Annotated in this window: 26 protein-coding genes; 3 read left to right on the forward strand and 23 right to left on the reverse strand. The window is 51.7% G+C overall.

The genetic code is table 11. The annotated features are described in order from the left end of the window. The 22 genes from fliN to ACQY6F_RS01595 all read right to left on the reverse strand — a co-directional run bounded on the left by fliN (nt 1) and on the right by ACQY6F_RS01595 (nt 22,510). A complete protein-coding gene (gene fliN, locus ACQY6F_RS01490) occupies nt 1-411 on the reverse strand; it encodes a flagellar motor switch protein FliN (RefSeq protein ID WP_428771747.1) in 411 nt (136 codons plus the stop codon). Nucleotides 412-432: 21 nt separating this feature from the next. After that, a complete protein-coding gene (fliM, locus tag ACQY6F_RS01495; RefSeq protein ID WP_428771749.1) occupies nt 433-1,476 on the reverse strand; it encodes a flagellar motor switch protein FliM in 1,044 nt (347 codons plus the stop codon). A 7-nt stretch (nt 1,477-1,483) separates the two neighbouring features. Then, nucleotides 1,484-1,978, reverse strand: a complete 495-nt coding sequence (gene fliL / locus ACQY6F_RS01500) for a flagellar basal body-associated protein FliL (protein WP_428771751.1) — start codon at nt 1,976-1,978, stop codon at nt 1,484-1,486. Between the two features lie 33 nt (nt 1,979-2,011). Continuing rightward, complete coding sequence (locus ACQY6F_RS01505) at nt 2,012-3,484, reverse strand: flagellar hook-length control protein FliK (protein WP_428771753.1); 1,473 nt, start codon at nt 3,482-3,484, stop codon at nt 2,012-2,014. A gap of 137 nt (nt 3,485-3,621) precedes the next feature. Further along, nucleotides 3,622-4,065, reverse strand: a complete 444-nt coding sequence (gene fliJ, locus ACQY6F_RS01510; protein WP_428771755.1) for a flagellar export protein FliJ — start codon at nt 4,063-4,065, stop codon at nt 3,622-3,624. Between the two features lie 7 nt (nt 4,066-4,072). Continuing rightward, the gene (fliI, locus tag ACQY6F_RS01515; protein ID WP_428771757.1) at nt 4,073-5,395 is read right to left on the reverse strand and encodes a flagellar protein export ATPase FliI; all 1,323 of its coding nucleotides are present in this window, start codon (nt 5,393-5,395) and stop codon (nt 4,073-4,075) included. Continuing rightward, nucleotides 5,389-6,195 carry a flagellar assembly protein FliH gene (gene fliH, locus ACQY6F_RS01520; RefSeq protein WP_428771759.1) on the reverse strand — a complete coding sequence of 269 codons (807 nt, stop codon included), beginning with the start codon at nt 6,193-6,195 and terminating at the stop codon, nt 5,389-5,391. Before fliH ends, fliI begins: the two co-directional genes overlap by 7 nt. Nucleotides 6,196-6,230: 35 nt before the next feature. Continuing rightward, nucleotides 6,231-7,289, reverse strand: a complete 1,059-nt coding sequence (fliG, locus tag ACQY6F_RS01525; RefSeq protein WP_428771761.1) for a flagellar motor switch protein FliG — start codon at nt 7,287-7,289, stop codon at nt 6,231-6,233. Beyond that, nucleotides 7,282-9,027 (reverse strand): flagellar basal-body MS-ring/collar protein FliF, encoded by a 1,746-nt coding sequence (gene fliF, locus ACQY6F_RS01530; protein ID WP_428771763.1) that lies wholly within the window; start codon nt 9,025-9,027, stop codon nt 7,282-7,284. Before fliF ends, fliG begins: the two co-directional genes overlap by 8 nt. Before the next feature lie 14 nt (nt 9,028-9,041). Continuing rightward, nucleotides 9,042-9,353 (reverse strand): flagellar hook-basal body complex protein FliE, encoded by a 312-nt coding sequence (fliE, locus tag ACQY6F_RS01535; protein ID WP_428771765.1) that lies wholly within the window; start codon nt 9,351-9,353, stop codon nt 9,042-9,044. A 92-nt stretch (nt 9,354-9,445) separates the two neighbouring features. Continuing rightward, nucleotides 9,446-10,849, reverse strand: a complete 1,404-nt coding sequence (locus tag ACQY6F_RS01540; RefSeq protein ID WP_428771767.1) for a sigma-54-dependent transcriptional regulator — start codon at nt 10,847-10,849, stop codon at nt 9,446-9,448. Beyond that, nucleotides 10,849-11,904 carry a sensor histidine kinase gene (locus tag ACQY6F_RS01545; protein WP_428771769.1) on the reverse strand — a complete coding sequence of 352 codons (1,056 nt, stop codon included), beginning with the start codon at nt 11,902-11,904 and terminating at the stop codon, nt 10,849-10,851. The genes ACQY6F_RS01540 and ACQY6F_RS01545 overlap by 1 nt, the downstream gene beginning before the upstream one ends. 122 nt (nt 11,905-12,026) lie before the next feature. After that, the gene (locus ACQY6F_RS01550) at nt 12,027-13,493 is read right to left on the reverse strand and encodes a sigma-54 dependent transcriptional regulator (RefSeq protein WP_428771771.1); all 1,467 of its coding nucleotides are present in this window, start codon (nt 13,491-13,493) and stop codon (nt 12,027-12,029) included. A gap of 293 nt (nt 13,494-13,786) precedes the next feature. Then, complete coding sequence (gene fliS, locus ACQY6F_RS01555; protein ID WP_428771773.1) at nt 13,787-14,197, reverse strand: flagellar export chaperone FliS; 411 nt, start codon at nt 14,195-14,197, stop codon at nt 13,787-13,789. A 13-nt stretch (nt 14,198-14,210) separates the two neighbouring features. Then, nucleotides 14,211-14,534: a flagellar protein FliT gene (locus ACQY6F_RS01560; protein ID WP_428771775.1), complete on the reverse strand. Its 324-nt coding sequence runs from the start codon at nt 14,532-14,534 to the stop codon at nt 14,211-14,213. Next, nucleotides 14,521-16,521: a flagellar filament capping protein FliD gene (fliD, locus tag ACQY6F_RS01565; protein ID WP_428771777.1), complete on the reverse strand. Its 2,001-nt coding sequence runs from the start codon at nt 16,519-16,521 to the stop codon at nt 14,521-14,523. The genes ACQY6F_RS01560 and fliD overlap by 14 nt, the downstream gene beginning before the upstream one ends. 22 nt (nt 16,522-16,543) lie before the next feature. Continuing rightward, nucleotides 16,544-16,972 carry a flagellar protein FlaG gene (gene flaG, locus ACQY6F_RS01570; protein WP_428771779.1) on the reverse strand — a complete coding sequence of 143 codons (429 nt, stop codon included), beginning with the start codon at nt 16,970-16,972 and terminating at the stop codon, nt 16,544-16,546. Between the two features lie 82 nt (nt 16,973-17,054). Then, a complete protein-coding gene (locus ACQY6F_RS01575) occupies nt 17,055-18,188 on the reverse strand; it encodes a flagellin (RefSeq protein ID WP_428771781.1) in 1,134 nt (377 codons plus the stop codon). 254 nt (nt 18,189-18,442) lie between these two features. Further along, nucleotides 18,443-19,576 (reverse strand): flagellin, encoded by a 1,134-nt coding sequence (locus tag ACQY6F_RS01580; RefSeq protein ID WP_428771783.1) that lies wholly within the window; start codon nt 19,574-19,576, stop codon nt 18,443-18,445. Nucleotides 19,577-19,817: 241 nt separating this feature from the next. Then, nucleotides 19,818-20,951: a flagellin gene (locus tag ACQY6F_RS01585; RefSeq protein WP_428771785.1), complete on the reverse strand. Its 1,134-nt coding sequence runs from the start codon at nt 20,949-20,951 to the stop codon at nt 19,818-19,820. Nucleotides 20,952-21,058: 107 nt separating this feature from the next. Further along, the gene (locus ACQY6F_RS01590) at nt 21,059-21,961 is read right to left on the reverse strand and encodes a Dyp-type peroxidase (RefSeq protein WP_428771787.1); all 903 of its coding nucleotides are present in this window, start codon (nt 21,959-21,961) and stop codon (nt 21,059-21,061) included. Nucleotides 21,962-22,051: 90 nt separating this feature from the next. Next, nucleotides 22,052-22,510, reverse strand: coding sequence for a DUF2919 domain-containing protein (locus ACQY6F_RS01595; RefSeq protein ID WP_428771857.1), 459 nt, complete (start codon nt 22,508-22,510; stop codon nt 22,052-22,054). A gap of 201 nt (nt 22,511-22,711) precedes the next feature. On the opposite strand from ACQY6F_RS01595, the gene ACQY6F_RS01600 reads away from it, so the two are divergent. Further along, nucleotides 22,712-23,059, forward strand: a complete 348-nt coding sequence (locus ACQY6F_RS01600) for a DUF2956 domain-containing protein (RefSeq protein ID WP_428771789.1) — start codon at nt 22,712-22,714, stop codon at nt 23,057-23,059. Nucleotides 23,060-23,146: 87 nt separating this feature from the next. On the opposite strand, the gene ACQY6F_RS01605 is transcribed toward ACQY6F_RS01600, so the two are convergent. Continuing rightward, nucleotides 23,147-23,434: a winged helix-turn-helix domain-containing protein gene (locus ACQY6F_RS01605; protein WP_428771791.1), complete on the reverse strand. Its 288-nt coding sequence runs from the start codon at nt 23,432-23,434 to the stop codon at nt 23,147-23,149. A 199-nt stretch (nt 23,435-23,633) separates the two neighbouring features. Between ACQY6F_RS01605 and ACQY6F_RS01610 the strand changes: the two genes are divergently transcribed. Then, on the forward strand, nt 23,634-23,981 hold the full coding sequence (locus ACQY6F_RS01610) for an ArsC family reductase (protein ID WP_428771793.1): 348 nt from the start codon (nt 23,634-23,636) through the stop codon (nt 23,979-23,981). A gap of 18 nt (nt 23,982-23,999) precedes the next feature. Beyond that, nucleotides 24,000-25,133: a succinyl-diaminopimelate desuccinylase gene (dapE, locus tag ACQY6F_RS01615; RefSeq protein WP_428771795.1), complete on the forward strand. Its 1,134-nt coding sequence runs from the start codon at nt 24,000-24,002 to the stop codon at nt 25,131-25,133. The last annotated feature ends 1 nt before the right edge of the window (nt 25,134 follow it).

Below are 25,134 nucleotides of genomic sequence, written 5' to 3' on the forward strand. Positions count from 1 at the left end.
CTACCTTAGCTTCTTGATCCGCTCTGTCTGGCTGATCACATCGGTGAGGCGGATACCGAACTTATCGTTCACCACCACCACTTCACCGTGGGCAATCAAAGTGCCATTCACCAGTACATCCAGTGATTCGCCCGCCAGGCGTTCCAGCTCGACTACTGAACCCTGGTTGAGCTGCAACAGGTTACGAATGCTGATCTGTGAGCGACCGACTTCCATTGAGATGGTCACCGGGATATCGAGAATGGTGTCCAGTTTACGACGCTCATCGTCACTGATTGGCGTAGAGGTATCTTTCAGCTCATCGAGCTGAGCCGCCATCACTTCATCGACATCGATATCAGGCGCAGACGGGTCTTCACCCAGTGCCGCAGCCCATTCGTCCGCCAGTTTTTGATCGTCAGTTGGTTCCATTGTATTACCTACTTATTCATCTCAGTTGTCATCATCGTCATCATCCAGTGCCGATATGACGTCTTTGCCTAAAAAGGCGATATCTGTTTTTACTACGTCCGGTCGTTTGATTTTTTCTGAAATCTGCACCGCCATATTATCGCCGGAGCGGCCCATCTTGACCCTGAAGGTAGGCAGCTCTTCGACAAACATGGTCGCGTGTTCCGGCATGTTGATTGGGATGACGTCGCCAGGCTGCAACTCCATCAGGTCGCGCAGAGACAGATTCTGCTCCAGCAAATTGACCCTGAAGTTGACCGGCACATCCATGATCTCTTCACGCAGTGCCGAACTCCAGCGCACATCGGTTTCCATCTTGTCGGACTGAACACCGGCATCCAGCAGTTCGCGGATCGGTTCGACCATGGAATAAGGCATCACCATGTGGAAGTCACCACCACCGCCATCGACCTCGATATGGAATGAGCTCACCACGATCACTTCAGTCGGACTGACAATATTGGCCATACTCGGGTTAACTTCCGAGTCCAGATACTCGAATTCGACCCCCATCACCGGCGACCAGGCTTCTTTGTAATCTTCGAAGACAATTTTCAGCAGCAACTGGACAATACGCCGCTCAGTGGGAGTAAATTCCCGCCCTTCAATCCGAGCGTGAAAACGGCCGTCACCACCAAAGAAGTTTTCCACCAGGATGAACACCAGCCGGGCTTCCATGGTAATCAGCGCCGTGCCTTTTAGTGGCCGGAAGCGCACCATGTTCAGACTGGTAGGAACGTAAAGGGTGTTCTGGTATTCACCGAATTTCATCATCTGCACGCCGTTGATCGAGACCTCGGCGGTTTTGCGCAGCATGTTAAACAAGCTGATGCGCAGATGGCGGGCAAAGCGTTCGTTGATCAGCTCCAGCGTCGGCATACGACCGCGAACGATGCGGTCTTGCGATGAGAAGTCAAACGATACCGCCGCTCCCTCATCCGCGGAGTCGTTATCTTCGACTTCGTCTACGTCATCCACTCCGTGGAGTAGCGCGTCAATTTCGTCCTGGCTTAATAGATCGGTCACAAAGCACCTACTGTATTACAAAATCGGTAAACAGAACCCGTTCAATCACAGGCTCACCTACCGCGCGAATCAAGCTCGCTTTGATATCTTCCGATGCCTTATCACGCAATTCGACCCGGCCATTGACGCTGCGAAGCTGATCCACCGTAGCCGAGGCAAAAGTGCTCAGCAAAGAGCTCTCAATCAACGGCGAGTGGTACTTGGCCAGGTTTTCATTTTCGCTACCCCGTACCATCAACTGCACTTTAATCTGCACCAGCCGGTTACGTTTGTCGCCGGTAACATTAAACACAAACGGCTGAGCAATATTGACATAAGCCACCGGGGCGGCATTGGTCGCCGACTGATGGTTCGCAGATTGGCCGGAGTCAGCGCCACTGTCAGGAGCCAGTAGGAAGTAAGCGCCAGCGCCACCTGCCAGTAACACCACCAGCGCAATGACGCCGATTAGTAAAAACTTTTTTTTCCCTTGCGGAGCTTCCTGAACCTGTTCGTTAGCCATAACCTTCTCTATGGGTTTTATTTTTGGGACAGTTTAAGCGTAATAGCTGATTCCATCACGCTTTGCTGCCACATTCAAATCAAGATTGATGTCTGCTTCAAGGTTTTCTGCTCCGGACTCAGCCTCCAGATTACCTTGTGAGCCCGTGCCACTCTGCTGGCCAGAGGCAAATTGTCGCTGCTGCCCCGATGCCTGCTGCTGAACCGAGGTATCGGCCAGTTGCACCCCTTGTTGTGCCAGCATCTCTCGCAACCTGGGCATCGATTGCTCGATCACGTCACGGGCCTGAGCATTGGCAACGTTAAAATGGACGCTGGTGTTGTCACCATTGACCTGTAAGCGGATTTGCAGCCGGCCTAATTCTGGTGGATCCAAACGAATATCAACCTGCTTGAGATTTTTCGACATCAACATCTGCACTCGTTCAGCCAGTTGATCACCGGCCAGTTCACGGTTCAGCGTCAGCGGTGGCTGCACCTGTTCCGCCCGGGCCAATGCAGCAGTTTTGTTAACACCGGCAGCACTGCTCAGTTGCTGGGCAAAAGAGCTTTCCTCAATGCGGGTATCCTGGCCGTCATTCTGACTGTTTTTCAGCCCGGCCAGCGCCTGGCTGGCCAGAGTGCCTTTAAGCAGGGCCTGCTCAGAAGCCGCTGCAGCTGACGCTTGTGCCTGTGTTTGCAAGCCAGGCGCTATTGCGGCATCTCCAGCATGAACGCCAACCGCAGACAGCGATTTGTCCGGCTGGCCCGGCACGCTGGCGGTCAATGGTGTCTGCTTGTCTTGTTGAGCAATACCATCTGCGCCAGCCAGACCGGCTACTTTGGCCGTCCAGCCAATTTTGTCATTGAGCGAACTCTGGCCCTCTGCCGCCAATTTACCAGCCGGTTTGGCTTCAGCGACGGCTTGCTCGGCTTTACCCGTGAAAACGGACTCAGGTGTCTCACCGGCCGATGGGTCTACTGTTAGGTAACGATCAGCAGCCTGTTGTTCTGACTCATCGGCCAGAGGCAATGTTTTGCCGCCAGTCTGCGCGTTGCCCTGTTGAGGCTGCAGCGCTTTGCTGGACTGCTCTAATCGTCCCAGCAGTTGATCACTTGCTTCAACGACCTGGCTGGCTTCCACCGGATCCGATTCAGCCGACTGAATCCGTGAGCCATTGTCATTTTCGGCGGCAACGCTAACCGGCTGGGAATCCGCTTTGGAGTCCGAATCCTTGAGCTCACCGGCTATATCTTCAGTCGCGACAGTCAATTCTGTATTGGCATCTGCAAGCGGCACGGCCGTAGCATCCTGTGATGCGTCTCCGTCTGCTACCGCGATATTTTGTTCGCTACCGTCAGATTCACTGTTGCCTTTAACCTTGTCGGTGCCACCGCCGGAAAGCAAATTGGCCAGCTTTTGCAAAAAGCCGCCTGACTCGACCGAGTCCGGCTGTTCGCTGCTGCCCGGTAACGTCTTGTTACCGGTTTTCACTGGTTCGCTGGCAGAGGTAACGTTCACATTCATCTGTTAATACTCGTCCTGGTAGGCGATTGGGTTTCAATTCATCACGCCAGATCGGGGTTCAGACCCGGCGTTACCCAGAATTTTGCAAGATACGCGCCAATTACCTAATCGATCCCACACCCACAGGATGAAATGAACTAATAACGCGGCCTGTTGCGACCAAACTGTAACGTAGCGAATTCATCCATCTGCTTCTGTTCCCGCTTGGCCTGCAACTGCTCACGTTCAGCGCGCTTTTTGTCGATTAACCACTGATACGAGCGGCGCTGCTTACGTTGTTCGAGCCAGTGCTGTTCGCAGTTCTCCACCTGCTGGGTGAAATGCGTCTCTGCGGATTTCTGCTTGGCCAGGGTTTCATCCAACTGGGTCAGAAAGTGGTTTAAGTGACCGTATTGACTGGCGGTTAAGCCTGCCATCCCCCTGTCGACCAGTTGCTGACAATAATCCAGACGGTATTTTTCGATCTGCGCCAGTTGCTGATAGTAACTGGTCAACTCAGAGCGCGCCTGACCGAGCGCCAATACCGCTTGTTTTTCGCGCTCAGTTGCCTGATCAAGCAAAAACTCCAGTGCATTATCCATCGCTCAGTTACCCACCTTGCAGTACATTCTTCAACATGCTGATGCACATATCGTACGGCACACTCTCGCGCATACTTTGCTGCAAAAACTCGTCCAGGCGAGGTTTAAGGGTAAATGCGCTATCGATTGCCGGATCGGTACCGGGCTTGTAAGCGCCGATCGACACCAGATCCTGATTTTTGCGGCAGACCGACAGTACCTGACGCACCGCCTTAGACATCAACAGGTGTTCGTCGGTGGTGATCTGTGGCATCACCCGGCTGACCGATTTTTCAACATCGATAGCGGGGTAATGGCCGGCATCAGCCAGTTCGCGAGAAAGCACCACGTGGCCGTCCAGAATCGCCCGTGACGCATCCGCTATCGGATCCTGCAGATCGTCCCCTTCGGTCAGTACGGTAAAGAATGCGGTGATGGAGCCCTGTTCCGGCCCGCCGTTACCGGCCCGTTCTACCAGCGCCGGGAGCTTAGCAAACACTGATGGCGGATAACCTTTGGTTGCCGGCGGCTCTCCCACCGATAACGCAATTTCACGTTGTGCCTGAGCAAAACGGGTTAACGAGTCCATCAACAGCAACACGTCCAACCCCTGATCGCGAAAATACTCCGCGATAGTCAGGGCCGTCTGGCAGCCCTTAAGTCGCATCAGAGGTGAAGAGTCGGCCGGAGCCGCCACCACCACCGAGCGTTGCCGGCCGTCGACGCCGAGAATTTCTTCGATGAACTCTTTAACCTCACGGCCCCGCTCACCAATCAACCCGACCACAACCACCTGGGCGGTTGTTCCTCTGGTCATCATGCCGAGTGTGACCGATTTACCGACACCGGAACCGGCAAACAGGCCGATACGCTGGCCTTTGCCGACCGTCAGCAGGCCGTTAATGGCTTTGAGCCCGACATCCAGAGGTTCAGAGATAGGTTTACGTGCCAGAGGGTTGATCGGTTCGCTGTTAAACGCGGCTCGCTGGGCGGTGTAGATCGGCCCCAGACCGTCGAGTGGGTTACCGACACCATCGATCACCCGGCCCAATAGCTCCATTCCTACCGGCAATCCGGTTTCACTGGTCAGCGGGGTGACTTTTGCGCCTGGTAACACGCCGGTAATCTGCTCGCTCGGCATCAGAAATAGGTTGTCGCCGGAGAAACCGACCACTTCGGCTTCCATCGAGCCGCTCATGGTTTCAACCGTACACAAGCTGCCAATCGGTGCTCGGCAACCGGTGGCTTCCAGGGTTAAGCCAACTACACGCACCAGTTTTCCGGACGCAACTGGCCGGCAGCTGATGCCCTGGGTTTTGTATTGGCTGAGCCGCTCAGCTAACGCTAGCATGACTCCCCCGACTGGTGTCGGTTGGTGCCGCAGAATCGTTGCAGAACATTGCGCACCCGCTCTTCAACACGATAATTGACACTCGATTCGCCCGCTTCAATCTGTACGTCTCCCCGGTTCAGTGCCGGCTCGCTGACCAGAGTCCAGTTACGAAATACCAGTTCCTGGTCACCATAGGCTGACTGAACGAGGGCGACATCGTCAGGATTGAGATGGAGAGTAATACTGTGACCGGTGATTGGCAGAGCTTCCACTGACTGTTTGACCGTATCCAGAATCACCTGAGGGTTGGTTTGCACTTCAACATGCACCACTTCCTTAACCAGGCTGAGCACCATGTCGACTAACTGTTTTTCAACCTGCGCGTTCATCAGGTCCAGCGGCTGGGCAAACTGGTTGGCAAGATTGACAAACGTCTCGACATGTTGATTGATGATCGCCTGGCCGGCTGCCAGCCCTTCTTGCTGGCCTAATTCGAAGCCTTCCTTCTGACCGTCGCTCACGCCTTGCGCTTTGCCTTTGTCGTAGCCTTGTTTGAAACCGGCTTCCTGACCGAGCAGCTTACCTTCCTGATAGGCACCCTGCTTGATCTGCTCAATTTCTTCTTCGGTCAACTCCAGCGGTGCTTCTTCGGCCTGAGGAGTAAAATCCGGGATCCAGGCCGGGTCGTAATTCATCGCGGTTTCACGGGCTTGCTGCTTGGTTTCAGAGCCGTAATCTGGCAAGCCCCATTTCTGGGGTTTTTCCACCACTTCATCATCATCTAAACGTAAAAAACCGCGTTTCCGTTCAACTGACATTTCTCTCTCCGGCAGTAGTTAGCGATGGGCTGCTGTTAAAGGAATTCGTCCGCACCACCGGACAACATGAGCTCGCCGTTGTCAGCCATTCGTCTTGCGATGGCCAGTACTTCTTTTTGTGCCGCTTCAACATCAGATACTTTCACCGGTGGCATCGCTTCCAGGTCATCTTTCATCAGCTCAGCAGCACGTTTGGACATATTGTTAAAGATCTTGTCACGTAGCGTGTCATCGGCACCTTTAAGCGCTTTTTGCAGCACTTCCTGAGGCACGTCACGCAGCAGCTTCTGAATGCCCTGGTTGTCCACTTCGATAAGGTTTTCGAACACAAACATCAAATCCTGGATCTGGGTCGCCATATCTTCGTCCTGATCGCGAATCTGATCCATCAGGGTTCCTTCGATGTTGTTGTCCAGATAGTTCATGATCTCGGCAGCCGCTTTCAGGCCACCAATCTTGGCTGCCTGAGCACCAGCCTGACCGGCAAACTGTTTCTCCATGATCTCATTAAGTTCAGCCAGCGCAGACGGTTGTACCTCTTCCAGGTTTGCGATACGCATCATCAGGTCGAGTCTATCCCGCTCGGCAAACTGAGACAGAATTTCCGCCGACTGGTCAGGATCCAGGTAGGACAAGACGATAGTCTGAATCTGCGGGTGCTCGTTGAGGATAATGCTGGCCACCTGACGCGGGTCCATCCACTTGAGTGAATCCAGCCCTTTTGAGCCGGTGCCGAGCAGGATCTGATCGACCAGATTATTCGCTTTGTCTTCACCCAGGGCAGACACCAGCGCTTTGCGCATAAAGTCTTCGCTGCCCATACCGATGTTGGTGTATTTCTGAATATCATCCAGAAACGCCCGATGAACCGCGCTGACTTTATCCTGGCTTAAGTCTGTCGCTCTGGCCATGGCACTCCCCACGCGCTGGACCTGCTTGGGTTCCAGGTGGCGAATGATACCGGCGGCATCGTCTTCATTGAGGCTGAGCAGCAGAATAGCCGCCCGCTCTTCTCCGGGAATAGTGGCGATGTCAACGGTGGAACTCTCTACGATCTCTCCACCCGTTTCTTTAGCTACGATTTCATTAGGCATCTTGCTGCATCCAATTTTTCACTACTTGTGCGGCTAATTCTGGTTCATTGGCCACCAGCGCTCTGACGGCTTTCAGCACGTCTTCATCTTTGTGCAGGTTAGGCAGATCGATACTGGAGCCAAAGTCGAACAACTCGCCATCCAGGTCTCCGCCAATCAGGCTGGTTTCACCATCAGCGCCAATCGGCAACCCGTCGGGACCATACAGCTGCTCGTCTTCTTCACTGGTTGGATTGAGCAGTTTTTTCATTGCCGGACGAACCAGTGCCAGAACCACCACGATGATCACCAGCGCACTCACCAGCCAACGAACCCAGTCGTTGAAGTTCGGGTGTTCCCAAATCGGCACATCGGCGATCTGGTCCTGCTCCGGCTCGGCGAACTGCATGCTCAGCACGTTCAGTAAATCGCCGCGTTGGGCACTGAATCCTACTGCGCCAATCAAAACCTGACGGATGGATTCCAGCTCAGCATCCGAGACTGGCAGATAGGTGGTTTCACCGCTATCGGGATTGACCACCGCCCGGTTTTTGATCGCCACGGCCACCGTCTGACGATTCACCACGCCGGTTTGGCGGCGTTCATGGCTGATGGTCGTGTCTAGCTCAAAGTTGCGGGTCGCTTCTTTGTGTACCGACCCCTGGCCCAGCAGCGAGCCATCTTTCATTTGCGCGACATCCTGAGGGATTGAAGCATCGGCTGGCGGTTGATTACTCAAGGCGCCTGGCACTCCGGCTACCACGTTGCCGTTATTGTAATCCTCAAGGGTATATTCGCTGCGGGTAGATGGCGTATTAGGGTCAAACCGCTTGCGAGTCTGTTCTACCGCACTGAAATCCAGTTCAATATCCACCTGGGCGGTGTAGTTGCCAAGACCGAGGATCGGGATCAGCACAGAGTCGATTTTCTCCCGGAGCGCCTGTTCTTGTTTGCGCTCCAGCTCCTGCTCTTTACGCCGCGCCGACGATGCAGGATCCTGCGATCCGGAACTGAGCAGCCGGCCGAACTGGTCGGTCACGGTAATTCGGGTTGGTTTCATGCCCGGTACGGCACTGGCCACCATGTCGACCACGGAATCAACTTCTTCCTGCTTCATCACCGCACCGGTGCGCAGGGTCAGAAAAACCGAAGCTGACGCTTCCTGATTATGACGGACAAAAACACTCTGTTTTGGCAGCGCCAGCAAGACTCGGGCTTTACGAACCTGTTTCATCTGTTCGATGGCCTGGGAAAGCTGCCGTTCACGGCTCAGTTTCAGTCGCTCCTGCTCCAGGCGCTGCGACACACCAAAACCCATATCCTGCAGCAGGATATCATCCCCTGGCTGCTTCTCACGGTTCAGGCCGGCCCGTGCCAGATTGAGTTTAAGGCTGTTGTATTCACTAACAGGGACTAAAATAGTGTTGCCGTCCAGCTGGTAGGTCAGTTTCTGCTGATCCATGTAATCCAGCACCGGGATCAGTTCTTCGGTGTCATACACCCCCAGCGGACGCATTTCCGGTTCTTTTACCCAGAAAAACAGCATTACGATCAACGCGACACAGATGGAAATCGACAGCACCAGAATGACCTGGCGCAACAGGTCAAGATCACCGATCGCCATGTCAAACTTAGAGCTGCTTTTTTCATCCAGGTCAGGGTTCTGAACGTTAGTTTCAATATCGTTTTGCGCCACAAGTGCGGCGCTAGACCCCGGCTCTGTGACGGTCAAATCCGTTGTACGATTATCTTCTGCCACGAAATTTACCTAACTTATACTGGCATGTTCATGAGTTCTTTGTACGCTTCAACCAGCTTGTTACGTACCTGGAGAGTCGCTTCAAAGGCCACGCTGGATTTATTGCGCGCAATCATTACGTCAGACAGGGAGATATCTTGGTCTCCCCTATCGAAACGCATCTGCAAATCGCTGGAAGTTTGCTGCAAGCCATTGACATTGTTGATCGCCTGGCCGAGTAACTGACTGAAATCTGCTCCGACCGACTGGCCGGTCGCTGTGGGTTGAGTATTGGCAGCTTGAAACTTCATTGCCTGCATTTCTGCCTCAAATCCATTTATTTTCATTATGTCCTCTGATGTCAACTGTTTGACTGCTCGCTGATTAATGACACTTGAGCAAGTTGTGTGCCATCTATTTGTATCTCATTACGTGCGGGTTAACCTGGAATATCGATTCCCGCATCGCGCATTTTAGCTAATTTATATCTGAGTGTGCGCGGGCTAATCCCTAACTTTTCAGCCATTTCTTTGCGACGGCCGTTACACTCTGACAAGGTTTCCATGATGATGGCGTATTCCTGATCGCGTAGCTCGCCACCCAGGCCACTACCACCCATCGGCTTCATTGATTCGGTTAGTGCCATAGGTTTGACATCAGGTATCGACAGTGAGCCCTTTTCCACGACCTGTTGCAGGCTACCGGCATCCTGCCAGTCGATCCCTTCCAACAGGATATGCTCTGCACTGATATGATGGTTTTCACTCAGGATCAGCGCACGCTGAATGACATTATCCAGCTCGCGCACATTGCCCGGCCAGGGATACTGCAACAGCTTTGCCACCGCTGCCGGTTCGACCGACGGGACCGGTAAGCCCAGTTTGGTACAGTGACGCTCTATCAGGTGGCTGGCCAGCGGCTCAATATCGCCCTGACGCTCACACAAAGGTGGCCAGGCGATAGGGAAGACGTTTAACCGGTAATATAAATCCTCGCGGAAATTGCCCTCGTCGACATACTGCTTAAGGTCACGGTTACTGGTGGCAAGAACCCGGACGTCCAGCTTAATACTTTTACGGCTACCTAAACGCTCCACTTCCCGCTCCTGCAGGACACGCAGCAGTTTGGCTTGCAGATTCAGGTCCATTTCGCTGATCTCATCGAGCAAAATGGTGCCGCCCTGGGCCTGCTCAAATTTACCCGGACAAGCCTGAACCGCTCCGGTGAACGCACCTTTCTCGTAGCCGAATAGCGTCGCTTCCAGCATGTTATCGGGTATCGCGGCACAGTTGATGGCGACAAATGGCCCATCACTGCGATTTGATGCTTTGTGAATGTAGCGGGACATGACTTCCTTGCCCGAGCCACTCGGGCCTAACACCATGACATTGGCATCGGTCTTGGCCACTTTATCGGCCAACGACAGCAGCTTGAGGCTTTTTACATCGGCCACAACAGCATCACCATTATCATCGGATTTAACCGGCGCATAGCGACTGACCATGTTGAGTAACACTTCCGGTGCAAACGGTTTGGCCATGTAGTCTATCGCGCCATCTTTCATTGCCGATACTGCATCTTCAATATTGGCGTAGGCCGTCATCAGCAGTACCGGCAGATTCGGCCAATGCTGCTTAATGTTTCTCAGCAGTGCCAGACCACCCATGCCCGCCATCTGCACATCAGACACCACGATATCGATAGCGTGAGTTTTCAGTTTCACCAGCGCCTCTTCGGCACAATCCGCTTCCAGCCATTCGTAACCTGCTAAAGCAAGCGTATCGACCAGCGCTTCGCGTAGACCTTCATCATCTTCAACGATTAATACTTTGCTTTGAGCCATCACTCTTCTCCCATCGTTAGGCTTGAGTCATCAGTTACCTCACGCTGCAAAGGTATGCAGACGGTAAAACATGCCCCATCTCCCTGTTCTGAAATCAATTCTAAATGGCCGTCGTGAGCCCGACAGACCATTTGTACTACCGCCAGGCCCAAACCGGTGCCCTGAGAGCGGGTAGTAAAAAAAGGTTCCATGATTTTTGATTGCAATTCTGGCGGCACACCAGGCCCGCTGTCTTGCACCGATATTTTTAACTGACCATTCACCGGGCGGAAAAACACGTCTATCTGCGACCCTTTACCGGCGATTTGAATCGCATTCATAACCAGATTGCTTAACGCGGAAGCCACCGCATTTGCGTTACCAAACAGTACCGTTTCCGGTTGTTCAACTTCCTGACAATAATCAATCTGATTGGTTTTTAATGCGGTTTCGACCATGGGCACAAATTCCGCGACCAGGTCTGCTACTGTAAATGGTCTCACTACTTTGTTATCGCCACCTTTGGCAAACAGCAACATATCATTGACCTGTTTCTCCAGGTCATGCAGCCGGTCCATCAATTTAGTCTGGAAACGTTCTTTGGTCGCGGGTGTCAAATTTGCGGCGGCCAGATTTGACGCATACAGCATCGCACTTGATAACGGCGTTCTTACCTGGTGCGCCAGTGACGCGACCATACGTCCCAGTGACGATAAACGTTGCAGATCGCTGACCCGGGATTGCAGCAGGCGGGTTTCGGTCAGATCGGTGATCAGGATTAACTGGCCTGTAGTCGAGGCCGAAATGGCCAAACGGACTTTACGGCCATTGCGGAGCGAAATCTCATGGCCGTCGTCCTCTTTAGGTGAGAACGCCTGCTGGATAATGGAGAACCACTTTTCTCCCACCAGAGGCACTTCGAGCAGACGTCGCGCTTCCGGATTCGCCTCGCGCACAACACCCTGTGTATCGAGCAAAATCACTCCAGCTGGCATCACATCCAGTACCTGCTTATAGCGTTCAACCTGATCTTCCAGTGAGTCCAAGTGCGAGTGGTTTTGTTGTGTTGGGATCACCTGTGTGCCTGTTTTTTTACTTTTTAGAGTTTAACCTCAAGAAAGCAAAAAACGGGCCACTAAAAAACTCATATATATCAACATCTTGATACGTAGTCAGCTTTTTGACGCTGTCATGACTTCTAACGCTGCATATTGTGCTTGCGCATTTTTTCGACCAGGGTCGTTCGACGCATTCCCAGCATATCTGCCGCGCGTGCCACAACCCCACCCTGAGCTTCTAACGCCTGGCTGATCATATTGATTTCCAGTTCAGCCAACAGTTCTTTCAGGTTGACCCCTTCAGGAGGCAAAGCTTGCGGCGCGTTCAGGTTTTCCTCGAAGTCATCGGCTTCGTCCAGACTAATTTCCTCGGAGAAGATGCTGGCAAGTACGTCACGCTCCTGCTCTTCAATAGTCGCAAAGGCAGACACTTCTGGCTGAAACTCCGGTATATCGCTATATCGGTACTTAGTCGGCAGATGGTTAACATCAACCAGACTGTTGGGATAGAGAATGATCATCCGTTCAACCAGGTTAGCCAGCTCGCGTACGTTGCCGGGCCAGTTGTGCTCCATCATCGAATTGATCGCCCTCGGAGTAAAACAGATAGGCTGGGCACCCTCGGCTTCCATTCGCGTCATCAGCTCCTGCAGTAACAACGGAATGTCCTCACGGCGCTCTTGCAGGGCTGGCATTTCAATCGGGAACACGTTGATACGGTAGTACAAGTCCTCACGGAAGGAGCCATCGTCAATCATGTTTTCCAGGTTGCGGTGAGTGGCGGCCACAACGCGCACATCGGCGCGAATCGTTGTATTGCCCCCAACCCGTTCAAAACAGCGCTCCTGCAATACCCGCAGTAATTTGACCTGCATCGGCATCGGCATGTCACCAATTTCATCCAGAAACAAGGTGCCTCCCTCTGCCAGTTCAAAACGGCCTTTTCGGGCAGTGATCGCGCCGGTAAACGCGCCTTTTTCGTGGCCGAACAGTTCGCTTTCCAGTAAATCGGGAGGAATCGCACCGCAGTTGATCGGTACAAACGGACCATTGCGACGGGAAGAATGATAATGGATGTTACGGGCAACCACTTCTTTACCGGTCCCTGATTCACCCAGGATTAGCACATTCGCTTCGGTTACCGACACTTGTTCAATTAAATGACGGACATGTTTGATGCCGTTACTGTGGCCGACCAGGCTACGAAACAGGGTATTGTTGCGTTCGCTGGCCACCAGGTTAATCCCTTTGCGGCCCAGGAAATCTTTGCAGTGACGCAGAGCATCACTTAATTGAGGATAGTTGAGCGGATATTCTAGCTCTCCCACATATTGGGGAAAATCGTCCAGCACATAGCTCTGCTTGTCGGCAACCAATAAAGGAATATGGTGCGCCTGGGTCATTTTTTCCACCAGCGCCTCAGGTAGCTTGTCACCCAGCAGGCTTCCTACAATGCAGCCTGCCCACAAGCCAGACCAATTCACCTGCTCAACCTGATCGGATGAAATGGCCAGACACTGCTCGCCGACAAATTCCAGAATGTTGCTTAAATTGGTACGAGCCTGGGCATCGTCTTCAATTAACAGTAGTTTTGCTAAACCTTGCATAGGTGAGAATAGTCGCCTTTATTCGAATAACTTGTGGCTGCTAAGTAGTTTGCCAACGGACTTGCCTAAAGATAACACTGTATCTTCGAGCGTGAGCCTAAATATAGAACTGCGTTCCATATTTAACAATTAATAAGCTTCAGCTACAAAAAAAAAGCCACTAGGCTTCATAGTGGCTTTTATTCTAATTATTAAAATTAATAAGGCAACCAAGGTTACAGCTAGTATGACTTTAGCCTCAAAACCGTGTGAAGATTAAACCTAATTGAACAGTAATTAAGCGTTATTAGACTTTATGCGCCAACGTCCGGTGACGTCAAATGGTGAAATTCACCCGGAATCTGATCCCAGGCTGATTTTATCTCGCGTAAAATCTCAATCACATCATCTAACGGCTGCGGATCGTTTTTATGGTTGGCCTCAGCAATCTGAGTAATCATAAATTCATACAGCTGGTCGAGGTTTTTGGCAACGTCCCCGCCCTCTTCCATCGAAAGGCAACTGCGTAAGCTGATAATAATGTCCAGGGCTTTGCCAAGGCGCTCACCTTTAACCGGAATGTTGCCCTGCTCCATAGACGCCTTACCCTGAATCAGACGTTCAATCGCACCTGCCATCAGCATCTGCACAATTTTGTGCGGTGAGGCAGCGCTAAGTTGGCTGTCTACTGAAACTTTCTTGTATGCCTGCAAAGAACCACGCATAACTTTCCTCTTACTATAAAAACTTTTTGTATTGCTGAATCGACTTCGAGCCGTGGCGATATTTTTTTAACTGCTGACCAAGTTCGCTGGTTTTGCTGACCATGGCCTGCGCGATATACCGGGTTTCTTCGACTGCCTTTTGCCACTGTTCACTGTCGGCCAGTTCAGGGTGTTGCCTGACTGAGCCTAGCAAAAGTTGCAATATCTGTTCCCTGTTATCGACACACTGGGCAATTTCTGCAGTATCCAGCTCATTTTGGCTCAATTGGTTGCTGATAGTGCGATTTAGCTCACCAAGTTGAGCTAACTGTTCACGAAAGCCGTTATCCAAGTGCATTCATCATCCCCGCTAATTGCGACTGCATTTTGCGGGTCGCATCCTGCATGGCGACAAATTTGTCATGGGTGCGTTGTTCCAGGCTCCCCATCCGTCTGTCCAGCGCGGCTTGATCGTCCTGCAGGCGATAGTTGCGCTCCACCAGACTTTTCTCCCTGGTACGAATCGAACCTGTCACACCCGTCATCGACTGAATCGCGTCTTCCACTTTTCTGGCAAAGCCTTTATTGCCGCCAAAAAAGTCCGCTAATTTATTGAAATTATTGTTAAGTTGTCGATCAAGCATATCATAGTTGATCTCCAACGTACCCTGCCTTGTGGTAGTAATGCCAAATTCAGTCAGCGATTTCAGTTCGGGTGGGGCCTGCTCGATGGCGGAAGAAAACACCGATTTCAAACGTGAGTCCGCGCTGCGGACAATACTGTCACCGGCCAGCGGGCCCGCTTGCCCGGTCCTTGGGTCCACCCCAGCCATCTCTTGAGAAATTTGATAGAACTGATTGTATGCGGCGACAAACTGTTCAATATTGTCACGCACGCCCTGGCGATCATATTCAATATTAATTTCTGAAGACGGTTTACCCAGTTCAGATTTACCCTTTAAGGTCAGATCCACCCCATCGATCGCATCTTCGATAATATTGTTATGACTGGACAGGCGTGCCACCCCATCAAGCAACACTTCTGAGTCCTGTGCGGCCTGCACCTGTGTCATACCGCGATAGCCGTCAAATGCCTGCTGTGCCTGCGCGAGCTCAGCCTGAGTTTGCTCCAGTTTTTCGATGTAACTGCGCTCTTCCGGGCTAAGCTTTTCTCTTACCTGCTGCTTGGCTTCCGCTTCGCTCAGGGTACCAGCAGCCACCGCCGCATCTATTTCCGCCTGTTCCTGGGCCAGTTGTTGTTGCAGCTTTTGCTGCGCTTCTTTCGGCGTAACATAGGAGTCGGTTAACGTGCCGGAAGCGGTGTTGGTCCAGCCCGGGACTTCACCGGACTTATTGATCGCCGTCTGATCCAATTCCGGGTCAGCTTCCCAGTATGAATCCAGTAACGTGCCCGAGGCGGTTTCAGTCCAGCCCGGTATCCTATCCTGAGGTTTTATGTATTTATTGGCGGCCACGCCAGCTGCAGCCGCCGCAGCAGCGGCATCATCTGACAGTTCATTGCCGGCTGTGCCGGCCTTTTCGGCGGCTGGGTCGACAACTTTTGCCGCCTCAGCCGCAGATTGTGCGATTTCCTGGTCTACCGTTTTTGCCGCATCGATATTACGCTGAGCGATCTTATCAGCCTGCTGTTTTTCCACTGGCGTCAGTGGTGCCAGGATATCCTGCGCCGCCGCCCGGGCCTGCTCCAGATCGCGCACCCGCTCTTCCAGCGTTTTGTATTCGAGTTTTTTGAGGGGATCGCCCGACGCGGCATCTGCGCTGATTTTGACGGCGTTTTGAGCGCCTGACAAATTGGAGGCGACAATTAAGCGCGGACCGGCAACATCGTTGATGATAGAAGCCCGAACACCAGGGTTGCCTTTTTGGTTGTTGATACCCCTTACGATATCAACCAGTTTGGAATTCTGTTGTACCTCTAGAGTAAATTGTTTTTTACCCAGAGAAATATGCAGCTTACCCGGACCAAATTTCGCTTTTTCGTCCAGAACGTCCGAGGCCACTTTATGGCTTTGGGCAAGCTGCAACACATCGACAGCATATCTACCTGCGATAGCGTCAGTCGTTGCGGTCGCTGAGATGACAGAATCGTTATTGGAATCTACTTTGCGCGCAGCAAATGCTTTTTCCTGTCGAAACCTTGTCATCAGGTTTTTCATTGTATCCAGGGACTCTCTGAGCCGCCCATAGGCACTGATACTGGTGTCAATTTTGGTCCGCTCATTGTCGATGCTTTGCTGCTTGGGCAGACGTTCCGCATCGACAATTTTGCTGACCATGGAATTGATATCCATGCCAGTATTCATCCCCACAGGGCCAAGACTCATTCAATCACCTCAAACACGACGATTACACCTTTTCGATCACCAATCCCGATGAATATCGGCTAGCTTGTGCTCTTAGGCGCCGCAACACCTCAAGCATTTCCTCGTCAGGTATCTGACGAATGATATCGCCAGTACTTGCTTCAAAAATAGTGACGACATCTCTGCCGGACTGTTCATCAACCCGAAACGATAAGCCGGTATTGATAGATGAGACGAACTCGTTCATCTGCTCAACCATTTTCTGTCGCTCTTCCCGATTGAGTTGCTCTCGTTCTTTCGCCAGTTCGATCGCAGACTCTACCGATTGGGATTGACCCGAATTTAGCTCAGATGTTTTGCTATTTTCCGCTTGCGAGGCAACACTTGCTGCACCAAGATTTTCTGAAGCAATTTTGGTGCCACTTTGTGAGCCGTAAGGCTGGATGTTCGATGTGTAGGATGATATTTCCATAACAATCTCCCTTCCACCTTATAGGTCTGTAACCATTGTCATCAGACAGTCACTTTCCGGTAAGCTGGTAATGTGCCACCGGTTAACCTAATAAGCTTAGAGCTGCCGCCGGAGACTGCTTCGCTTGTGCCAGGACCGAGGTACTCGCGTTCTGCAGAATCTGAGACTTGGTCATCTGGGTGGTTTCTTTAGCGTAGTCAGTATCTCGAATGCGGCTACGAGAGGCATTAACGTTTTCATTGATGTTATCTAAGTTACTGATCGCATGGCTAAACCGGTTCTGGAAGGCACCGAGAGATGCACGTTGGCTATCCACCGATTTTAGTGCCCCGTCGATCACAGAGATCGCCAGTTGCGAACCGGCAACACTAGAGACATCAACATCCGCAACACTCAGCTGTTTTGCATCGCCAAAACCGATTTCTGAACCCAGACCACCGCCGACAGTTACCTCGCCACTAACACGCTGGGAAGACGCAAACAGTTGCAGCTTACCACCTTCACCAACCGAGGCTTTGATGTCATCGCTCTGGCCATTGATGTAAGTGGCCAGTTCTTCGATATCGTCACCCGCTTTCGCGTTGATAGTGAGCTCTTTTGCCTGGCCGTTTTGATCGTTGTAGTTCAGGGTCAGATCAGTGGCATCAGCCGCTACGCGCCAATCCGGCGCTTTACCTTCAATGGCGGTGTAAGCCTGGCCACCCATCGCAGGGGTGTCTGAACGCATATCGGCCATCGTCAACTTAACGGCTTCACCCGAACCGGCACCGATCTGGAACGACTGACTGCCAAAACTGCCGTTAAGCAGCTTATTGCCACCAAATGATGTGGTTTCAGCAATGCGGTTCAGCTCATCATTCAGCGCCGAGACTTCTTCCTGAATTGCCACGCGCTCCGCCCGGGAGTTGGAACCGTTGGAAGACTGCAGCGACAAATCACGCATCCGTTGCAGAATGTTGGTGGTTTCGTTCATGGCGCCTTCGGCTGTCTGAGCGATAGAAATACCATCGTTGGCATTTTTGACCGCCATATCCAGGCCACGGCTCTGGGAGGTCAAACGGTTTGAGATTTGCAGGCCAGCTGCGTCATCACGGGCGCTGTTTATCTTATACCCGGAAGACAGACGTTCCATCGACTTTTGCATACCGTCAGCAGCACCATTGAGGTAGCGCTGCGCGGTCATCGCCGACACGTTAGTGTTTACGTTAATTGCCATATGCGATCTCCTTTGGCATTTAAGGTTGACGCGCCATCGTGTCTCTCACCTCACTTTGACGCATCTCATTTCTCTCAGTCCTGTAACGGCGTTCAAAACCTAAGCTTTAGACTTTTTTAAAAAAATCGGGCTTTAAGGCAACATTAAACAGAAAAACGTGACCATACAGACAATTGAGAATGTATCGGATAAATGCCGAAACAAAAAAATCCAGCCGAAGCTGGATTTTTTAGAGCAAGTTTCTACCGGTTTAATTAGCCAAGCAGACTTAATGCAGCGTTTGGCGTTTGTTTAGCTTGTGCCAGAACCGAGCTGGAAGCCTGAGACAAAATCTGTGCTTTGGTCAGTGCCGTTGTCTCTTTGGCAAAATCGGTATCTTTAATGCGGCTCTTAGACGCGTTCACATTCTCATTGATGTTGTCTAAGTTATTGATCGCATGGCTGAATCGGTTCTGGAATGCACCCAATTCTGCACGGTGGCTGTCAACAAATTTCAGCGCTGAATCAATAATCGCTACCGCTTCCTGAGCGCCGCCTACTGATGTGACGTCCACGGTGTTGACGGTTACATCCTGACCTTTCTCGATACCCAGTTCACCCGCCAGGCTGCCGCCGAAGGCGACCTCACCAGATACTTTGTTATTGCCGGCAAACATCTGCAGTTGACCGTTTTCATTCACAGAAGCCTTAACCATATCGGTCTGGCCGTTGATGTAAGTCGCCAGTTCTTCAATGTCATCACCGGCTTTAGCATTGATATTGATGGTTTGTTCATTGCCATCGACATCGTTGAGAGTAATAGTCAAATCATTGGCGCCGTCCTGCACCGTCCAGCTTTTATCCTGACCGTTAGTCGCCTGGTAGCTGGTACCGCCCATCTGAGCGTTATCGGAGCGCATGTTGTTCAGGCTCAGCATTACCGCTTCACCATTGTCCGCACCAATCTGGAATGACTTGGTTGAGAAGGTACCGTTAAGCAGTTTGTTACCACCGAAAGATGTGGTTTCTGCGATACGGTTCAGCTCGTCATTCAATGCATTGACTTCTTCCTGAATCGCGACGCGCTCCGATTTGGAGTTAGAACCGTTAGCCGACTGCAGCGACAGGTCACGCATACGTTGCAGAATGTTGGTGGTCTCATTCATCGCACCTTCCGCGGTCTGCGCAATAGAGATACCATCATTAGCATTACGGACAGCAACATCAAGACCACGGCTTTGTACGTTCAGACGGTTAGAGATTTGCAGGCCCGCTGCGTCATCTTTAGCACTGTTGATCTTAAAGCCAGAAGACAGACGTTCCATAGATGATTGCTGAGCATTGCTCGCACTATTTAGGTAACGTTGTGCTGTCATTGCTGATACGTTGGTGTTTACGTTTACTGCCATGGTGATTTCTCCAATTGATTTTCCGATGTTCCCGGTTTCCGACGTCTCGGAAAACCAAATAGTTCTCTCAAAGTTATTTCTATTAACGGCGCAAGCTGGCAAAGCTTGAGCTTTTTTTTTCGATTTTTTATCTGAAAAATGCTGTTTGAGTAAAAATTACTCACCTAAGCTATAAAAGTACAATATTCTGTTTTTTTGGCTAAAGGTGTGACATCAGGTGCCGATAATGTGGGGTTGCTGATTAACCCAGCAGGGTTAAAGCTAGGTTTGGCTGGCGTTTGGCCTGAGCGAGAATCGCCGTGCTGACTTGTTGTAGGATCTGTTGCTTGACCATTTGAGTGGTTTCTCTGGCGTAATCTGTATCCTTAATACGGCTATTAGAGGCCGCCAGATTTTCATGCACGTTATCCAGGTTATTGATCGCGTGATCAAAGCGGTTTTGCATCGCGCCCAGTTCGGCGCGGTGACTGTCGACAAACTGCAGCGCAGTGTCCAGAACCGAGACCGCTCGCTGCGCGCCGCCAACGGTTCGGATATCCAACGAGTCGACCGTCTCATAGCCTGTAGTCTCCAGCTGTAGCTGGTCGGCCAGGTTGCCAGAAAACGCCACAGTGCCGGACGTCTGTTTACCGGACATGTACAGCTGCAGTTGCCCATTTTCGTTTACCGAGGCAGAGACTTGGTCGGTCTGGCCATTGATATAAGTTGCTAGCTGCTCAATATCATCGCCAGCTTTGGCTTTTATTTCAATGAGTTGTTCCTGACCAGCGGCGTCTGTATAAGCCATCTTCAACATCTGGTTGCCAGGCCCCACCTGCCAGTCACTGTCAGCCGGCTGGTTTGCAACGTAACTGAATCCGCCCATATCAATGGTGTCTGTACGCAGATTTTTCAGGCCAATTTGCACCGCTTCTCCGGCACTTGCGCCAATCTGGAATGACGCCTTGGCAAAACGGCCGTTGAGCAGTTTTTTACCACCAAAAGAGGTAGTTTCGGCAATTCTGTTTAATTCGTCGTTTAAAGCGCTGATTTCTTCATGTAACGCCTGCCGTTCGGCGCCACTGTTCGACCCATTGGCGGACTGAAGCGACAGATCGCGCATACGCTGCAGGAGCTGACTGGTTTCCTGCATCGCCCCTTCGGCAGTCTGCATAATCGATATGCCGTCGTTGGCGTTTCGTACCGCCACATCCAGACCGCTCATCTGGGCGGTCAACCGGTTAGAAATCTGTAACCCGGCGGCATCATCTTTGGCACTGTTGATCCGGCTACCAGAAGACAAACGCTCTAAAGACTGATTCAACAGATCAGTCGCGTTAGTCAGGTGGCGCTGCGCCGTCATGGCCGACACATTGGTATTAACCGTAATGCTCATTGATAGATGCTGAATTTGTGGATAGTTAATTCTCTATCGACCTGACATGCGGAGACTTTAACGAAAAAAACCGGGCAGATGACCCGGTTTAGCAATGACAGGCTGTGCTATCTCAGGCTCAGAGACTCCAGCATCTGCTGGGAAGGCGCAAAGAAATAAGCGCCGGTCACAGCGCGGGTAAAGCGCAGTAACTGGTCCGTTTTGCCGTCAGTAACTCCGTACATGCTGTCGAGCATGGCGGTAAAATTATTCAAGGTGTTGCAATAGGCGATAAACAGCAGACCATGATCGCCGCTGACGCTGCCATAAGGCAGGCTATGGCGAACAATTTTCAGCCCTTTACCTTGCTGCTTGATATCAACCCGGCCAACGTGGGATTGAGCGGGGACATCATCCAGTTCAATGGAATCCGGCTTGGTACGGCCGATGACTTTCTCCTGGGCGGCGACGTTCAAGCGGTTCCAGGCCGGCAGGTTGTGGACAAAGCGCTGCAGCATGACATAGCTGCCGCCGGCAAACTCGCCCTCTGGAATCAGCGCCACTTCGGCGCGCTGACCCTGTTTCGGGTTTTCGGTGCCGTCGACAAAATCGGTCAGATCCCGAGAGTCGAGGTAGCGGAACCCTGCCGTTTCATCGACCACGGTCACATCTTGCTCGATATCGGCCAGCAGACGACGCAGTAGGTAGAAATTGATATCGTGGCGGCCACTGTGCGTATGCACCAGAATATCGACATCAGTGCTCGGCGCGCTGATATCGCCGTCACCCAGGGTAGGAAACTGGATAAGCTCAGGTGGTGTTGGCCCGGCTAAGCGCTGGTAGAATGACTGGCTAAACGCCACCGAACAGCGCAGATTCGCTCCCGGTTGATTGTGGTTAATTTCCTCTACCAGATTGGTGAGGTTTTGCAGCCGGAGCAATACATTTTCCGCATCACCCACCACTTTCAGCAGCGTGTAATGAGCAAAGGCCCCCGCCTCTGGCAGGATAGCGCCTTGAGGTTGTTGCATTGAAGATCCCTCAGTTAAATTCTTATGCTTCAGTGTATTCAATATACATCCTTGCACATTGATAACGATCAGTCCACAGCGCTACCAGGACTATTCGGCCGGCGGAGCTTTGAGGCAATCGCGTACCGTTTTACTCTTGACCAGATAGAGAACGAACCAGCCTAAAAGCAACAAACTCAATGCATTAGGCCAGCTAAAAGCGCCATGATGCAACCCTATCTGGTACAGAACCTGCAGCATCTGACCGAGCACCGTCACCAGGGTGATCATTCGGCCCAGGCTGACCAGGCGATTCGCCCAACGCCGCTCCGGTTTGCGTAACCCGATTAACCACATCAGACAGAGGGCAGGCAAGCCCATCACGAGCCCCGAATAGAACAGTCGGTTATCCGGATAGATATAAAGCAGAATCTGGTTGCCGCTGTCTCTGCTGGCTCCCGCGACAACAAATAGCAGCCAGGCTTTAGCCAGAAACAGCCATCCCAGCCATAACCAGATTGGCGCTTTGAGGAAGCCATGCTGGTCGTAGTGTTCAATTGGGTAACGCAAGTGAATCAATTTGGTCGGAGATACAATGGTGACACTGTACCAACTTCGGTACAAATTGCGACTGTTGCTCCACGGATTTACGATTCACCCGTCTTTAGCGCTAACGCTTAGCAACGGCAAATGACCTCGCAGCCACTCAACATCGCGACATACAACGTGATAAGCTACAGAGAATTCAGATCAACATAGTGCGTAGACGTTATGAATAAAGCCGTTGTCCCTTCAGTACAGACCCAGCAAGAAGCGATGAAAATAGCCAAAGCCACCCAGAAACCCGGCCAGACCAAAGAGCAGACTAAGCTGGTTTCCCAGGGCATAGAGAAAGGCATCGCACTGTATAAGAAACAGCAGAAAGAGAAAGCTCGCCTCGCAGACAAGGCGAAGAAAAAAGCCATTAAGCAGAAACAGGCCACCAATGCGGAACCGAGCGACGTTACCCCAGCGGCGATCACGTCTGTACCCAGCCAGTCCAGGCCATCCCTGCTACCCTGGGGGCTGCTAGTGGTCAGTTGGGCTGGCTTTGCCGCCTATTTGGTACTGGCTGGATAAGCGCGCAGCTAATATCGACGGCAAACAGGTGAATCGGGATTTAGTGACAGAAACATCAAGATAAGAAAAAAGCCAGCAAAAGCTGGCTTACGCACTAAATCCAAGGGTTGCGGCGATATCGCCTTTTCTCTCTATCACCCACTGACTATCAAATGGTCCCCAATCAGAGAGCTGATAATAACCATCATTGTGCCGGCGTCCATCTTGAACAAACATAAGTTCTATCCCTATTCCAGGCAGCGCCTTGATGACATCTTGAATTGTCCTTCTAGGCCACCCGGTTTGTTCGATGAGTTTGGGTACGTTGGGCCTATCAAGGCTTTCAACTAACAGAGCTAAATACAAGCGCCTTGCAAAAACAGGACTCAGTTCCATTGACACCTCCTTTATCGTGCTCTGACATTATTTCGGTATCAAGCTTGAAGTTTGTTGCGTTCGATCAATAAGTTTTCATTCGTCACCTTTTGCAACAAATTTTTTTCATCATGCGAAATTAATAAGGAAGCGTTTGGTCTCATGTCCCGCTTCCTGTTAGGATTTGAATCACAGTTTGAGCGTATTTTAAAGGACACCTATGACCATCACGCTATATGGCATCGCCAATTGCGACACGATTAAGAAAGCCAAGAAATGGCTCGAGGCACAAGGGATAGAGTATCAGTTCCACGATTACCGAAAAAACGGCATCGACCAGGTACTGGTGAACACTTTCTGCCAGCAGTTAGGCTGGGAGAACGTGCTGAACAAACGCGGAACTACCTACCGTCAGCTCAGTGAGAAACAGAAAGCCTCAATTAATGAGCAGAGCGTTGTCGACCTGCTGGTCGAATACCCCGCGATGATTAAACGGCCTATTCTTAACAAACAAGGCCAATACACACTCGGCTTTAAAGCTGAACAATACCAAACCATATTTGAATAATAGAAAAGGACTGCAAGGATGAGTGACAGCCCAGTATTGGCGCTTGCGAAAGATTTGATTGGCCGGGAATCGGTCACACCTGAAGACGCAGGATGTCAGCAGGTGATGATAGACAGACTACAGGCGCTAGGTTTTGAAGTCGAAGTGATGGTATTTGAAGATACCACAAACTTCTGGGCTAGAAGGGGCACTCAAGCGCCACTGTTTGCCTTTGCCGGACACACCGATGTCGTGCCTGCCGGACCTCTGCAACAATGGCATACCCCTCCTTTTGAACCAACCATTATTGAAGACCATCTACACGGCCGCGGCGCTGCCGATATGAAAGGTTCGCTGGCCTGCATGCTGGTTGCGGTAGAGCGTTTTGTTGCCAATCACCCTGACCATAGCGGTTCCATCGGCTTTCTGATCACTTCCGATGAAGAAGGCCCGTTTATTAATGGTACTACCCGAGTGGTAGATACACTGATGGCGCGCGATGAAAAAATCGACATGTGTATCGTGGGCGAACCGTCCAGTACCCACTTTGTGGGTGATGTGGTTAAAAATGGCCGTCGTGGTTCGATCACCGGCGACCTGACGATCAAAGGTATCCAGGGGCATGTGGCGTACCCGCATCTGGCCAACAACCCGGTGCACCAGGCACTGCCGGCTTTGACTGAACTGGCAACTACTCAATGGGATGAAGGCAACGAATTTTTCCCGCCAACCAGTTTTCAGATCCCAAATCTTCACTCAGGAACCGGCGCCTCAAACGTCATTCCGGGCGAATTTACCGTTCAGTTCAATTTCCGCTTTAGCACTGAACTGACCGATGAGGAAATTAAACGCCGGGTTCACTCCACATTGGATGCTCACGGGCTGGAATACCAGCTGGACTGGACGTTAAGCGGCCAGCCATTCCTGACCGACACCGGTCGTTTGCTCGATGCGGTGGTGGATGCGGTCAGCGAAGTCAATCATAAAGCGCCGCAACTACTGACCACCGGCGGGACGTCAGACGGTCGCTTTATCGCCCAGATGGGCGCCCAGGTGGTGGAACTGGGGCCGGTTAATGCCACCATTCACAAAGTTAACGAGTGCGTCAGCATCAGCGATCTGGAGAAGCTGACCGACATGTACGAAAAAACGCTGGAAAACCTGTTGGCCTGAT

Origin of the sequence: Vibrio sp. (genome assembly GCF_050299255.1) — a bacterium.
Lineage (GTDB): Bacteria > Pseudomonadota > Gammaproteobacteria > Enterobacterales > Vibrionaceae > Vibrio.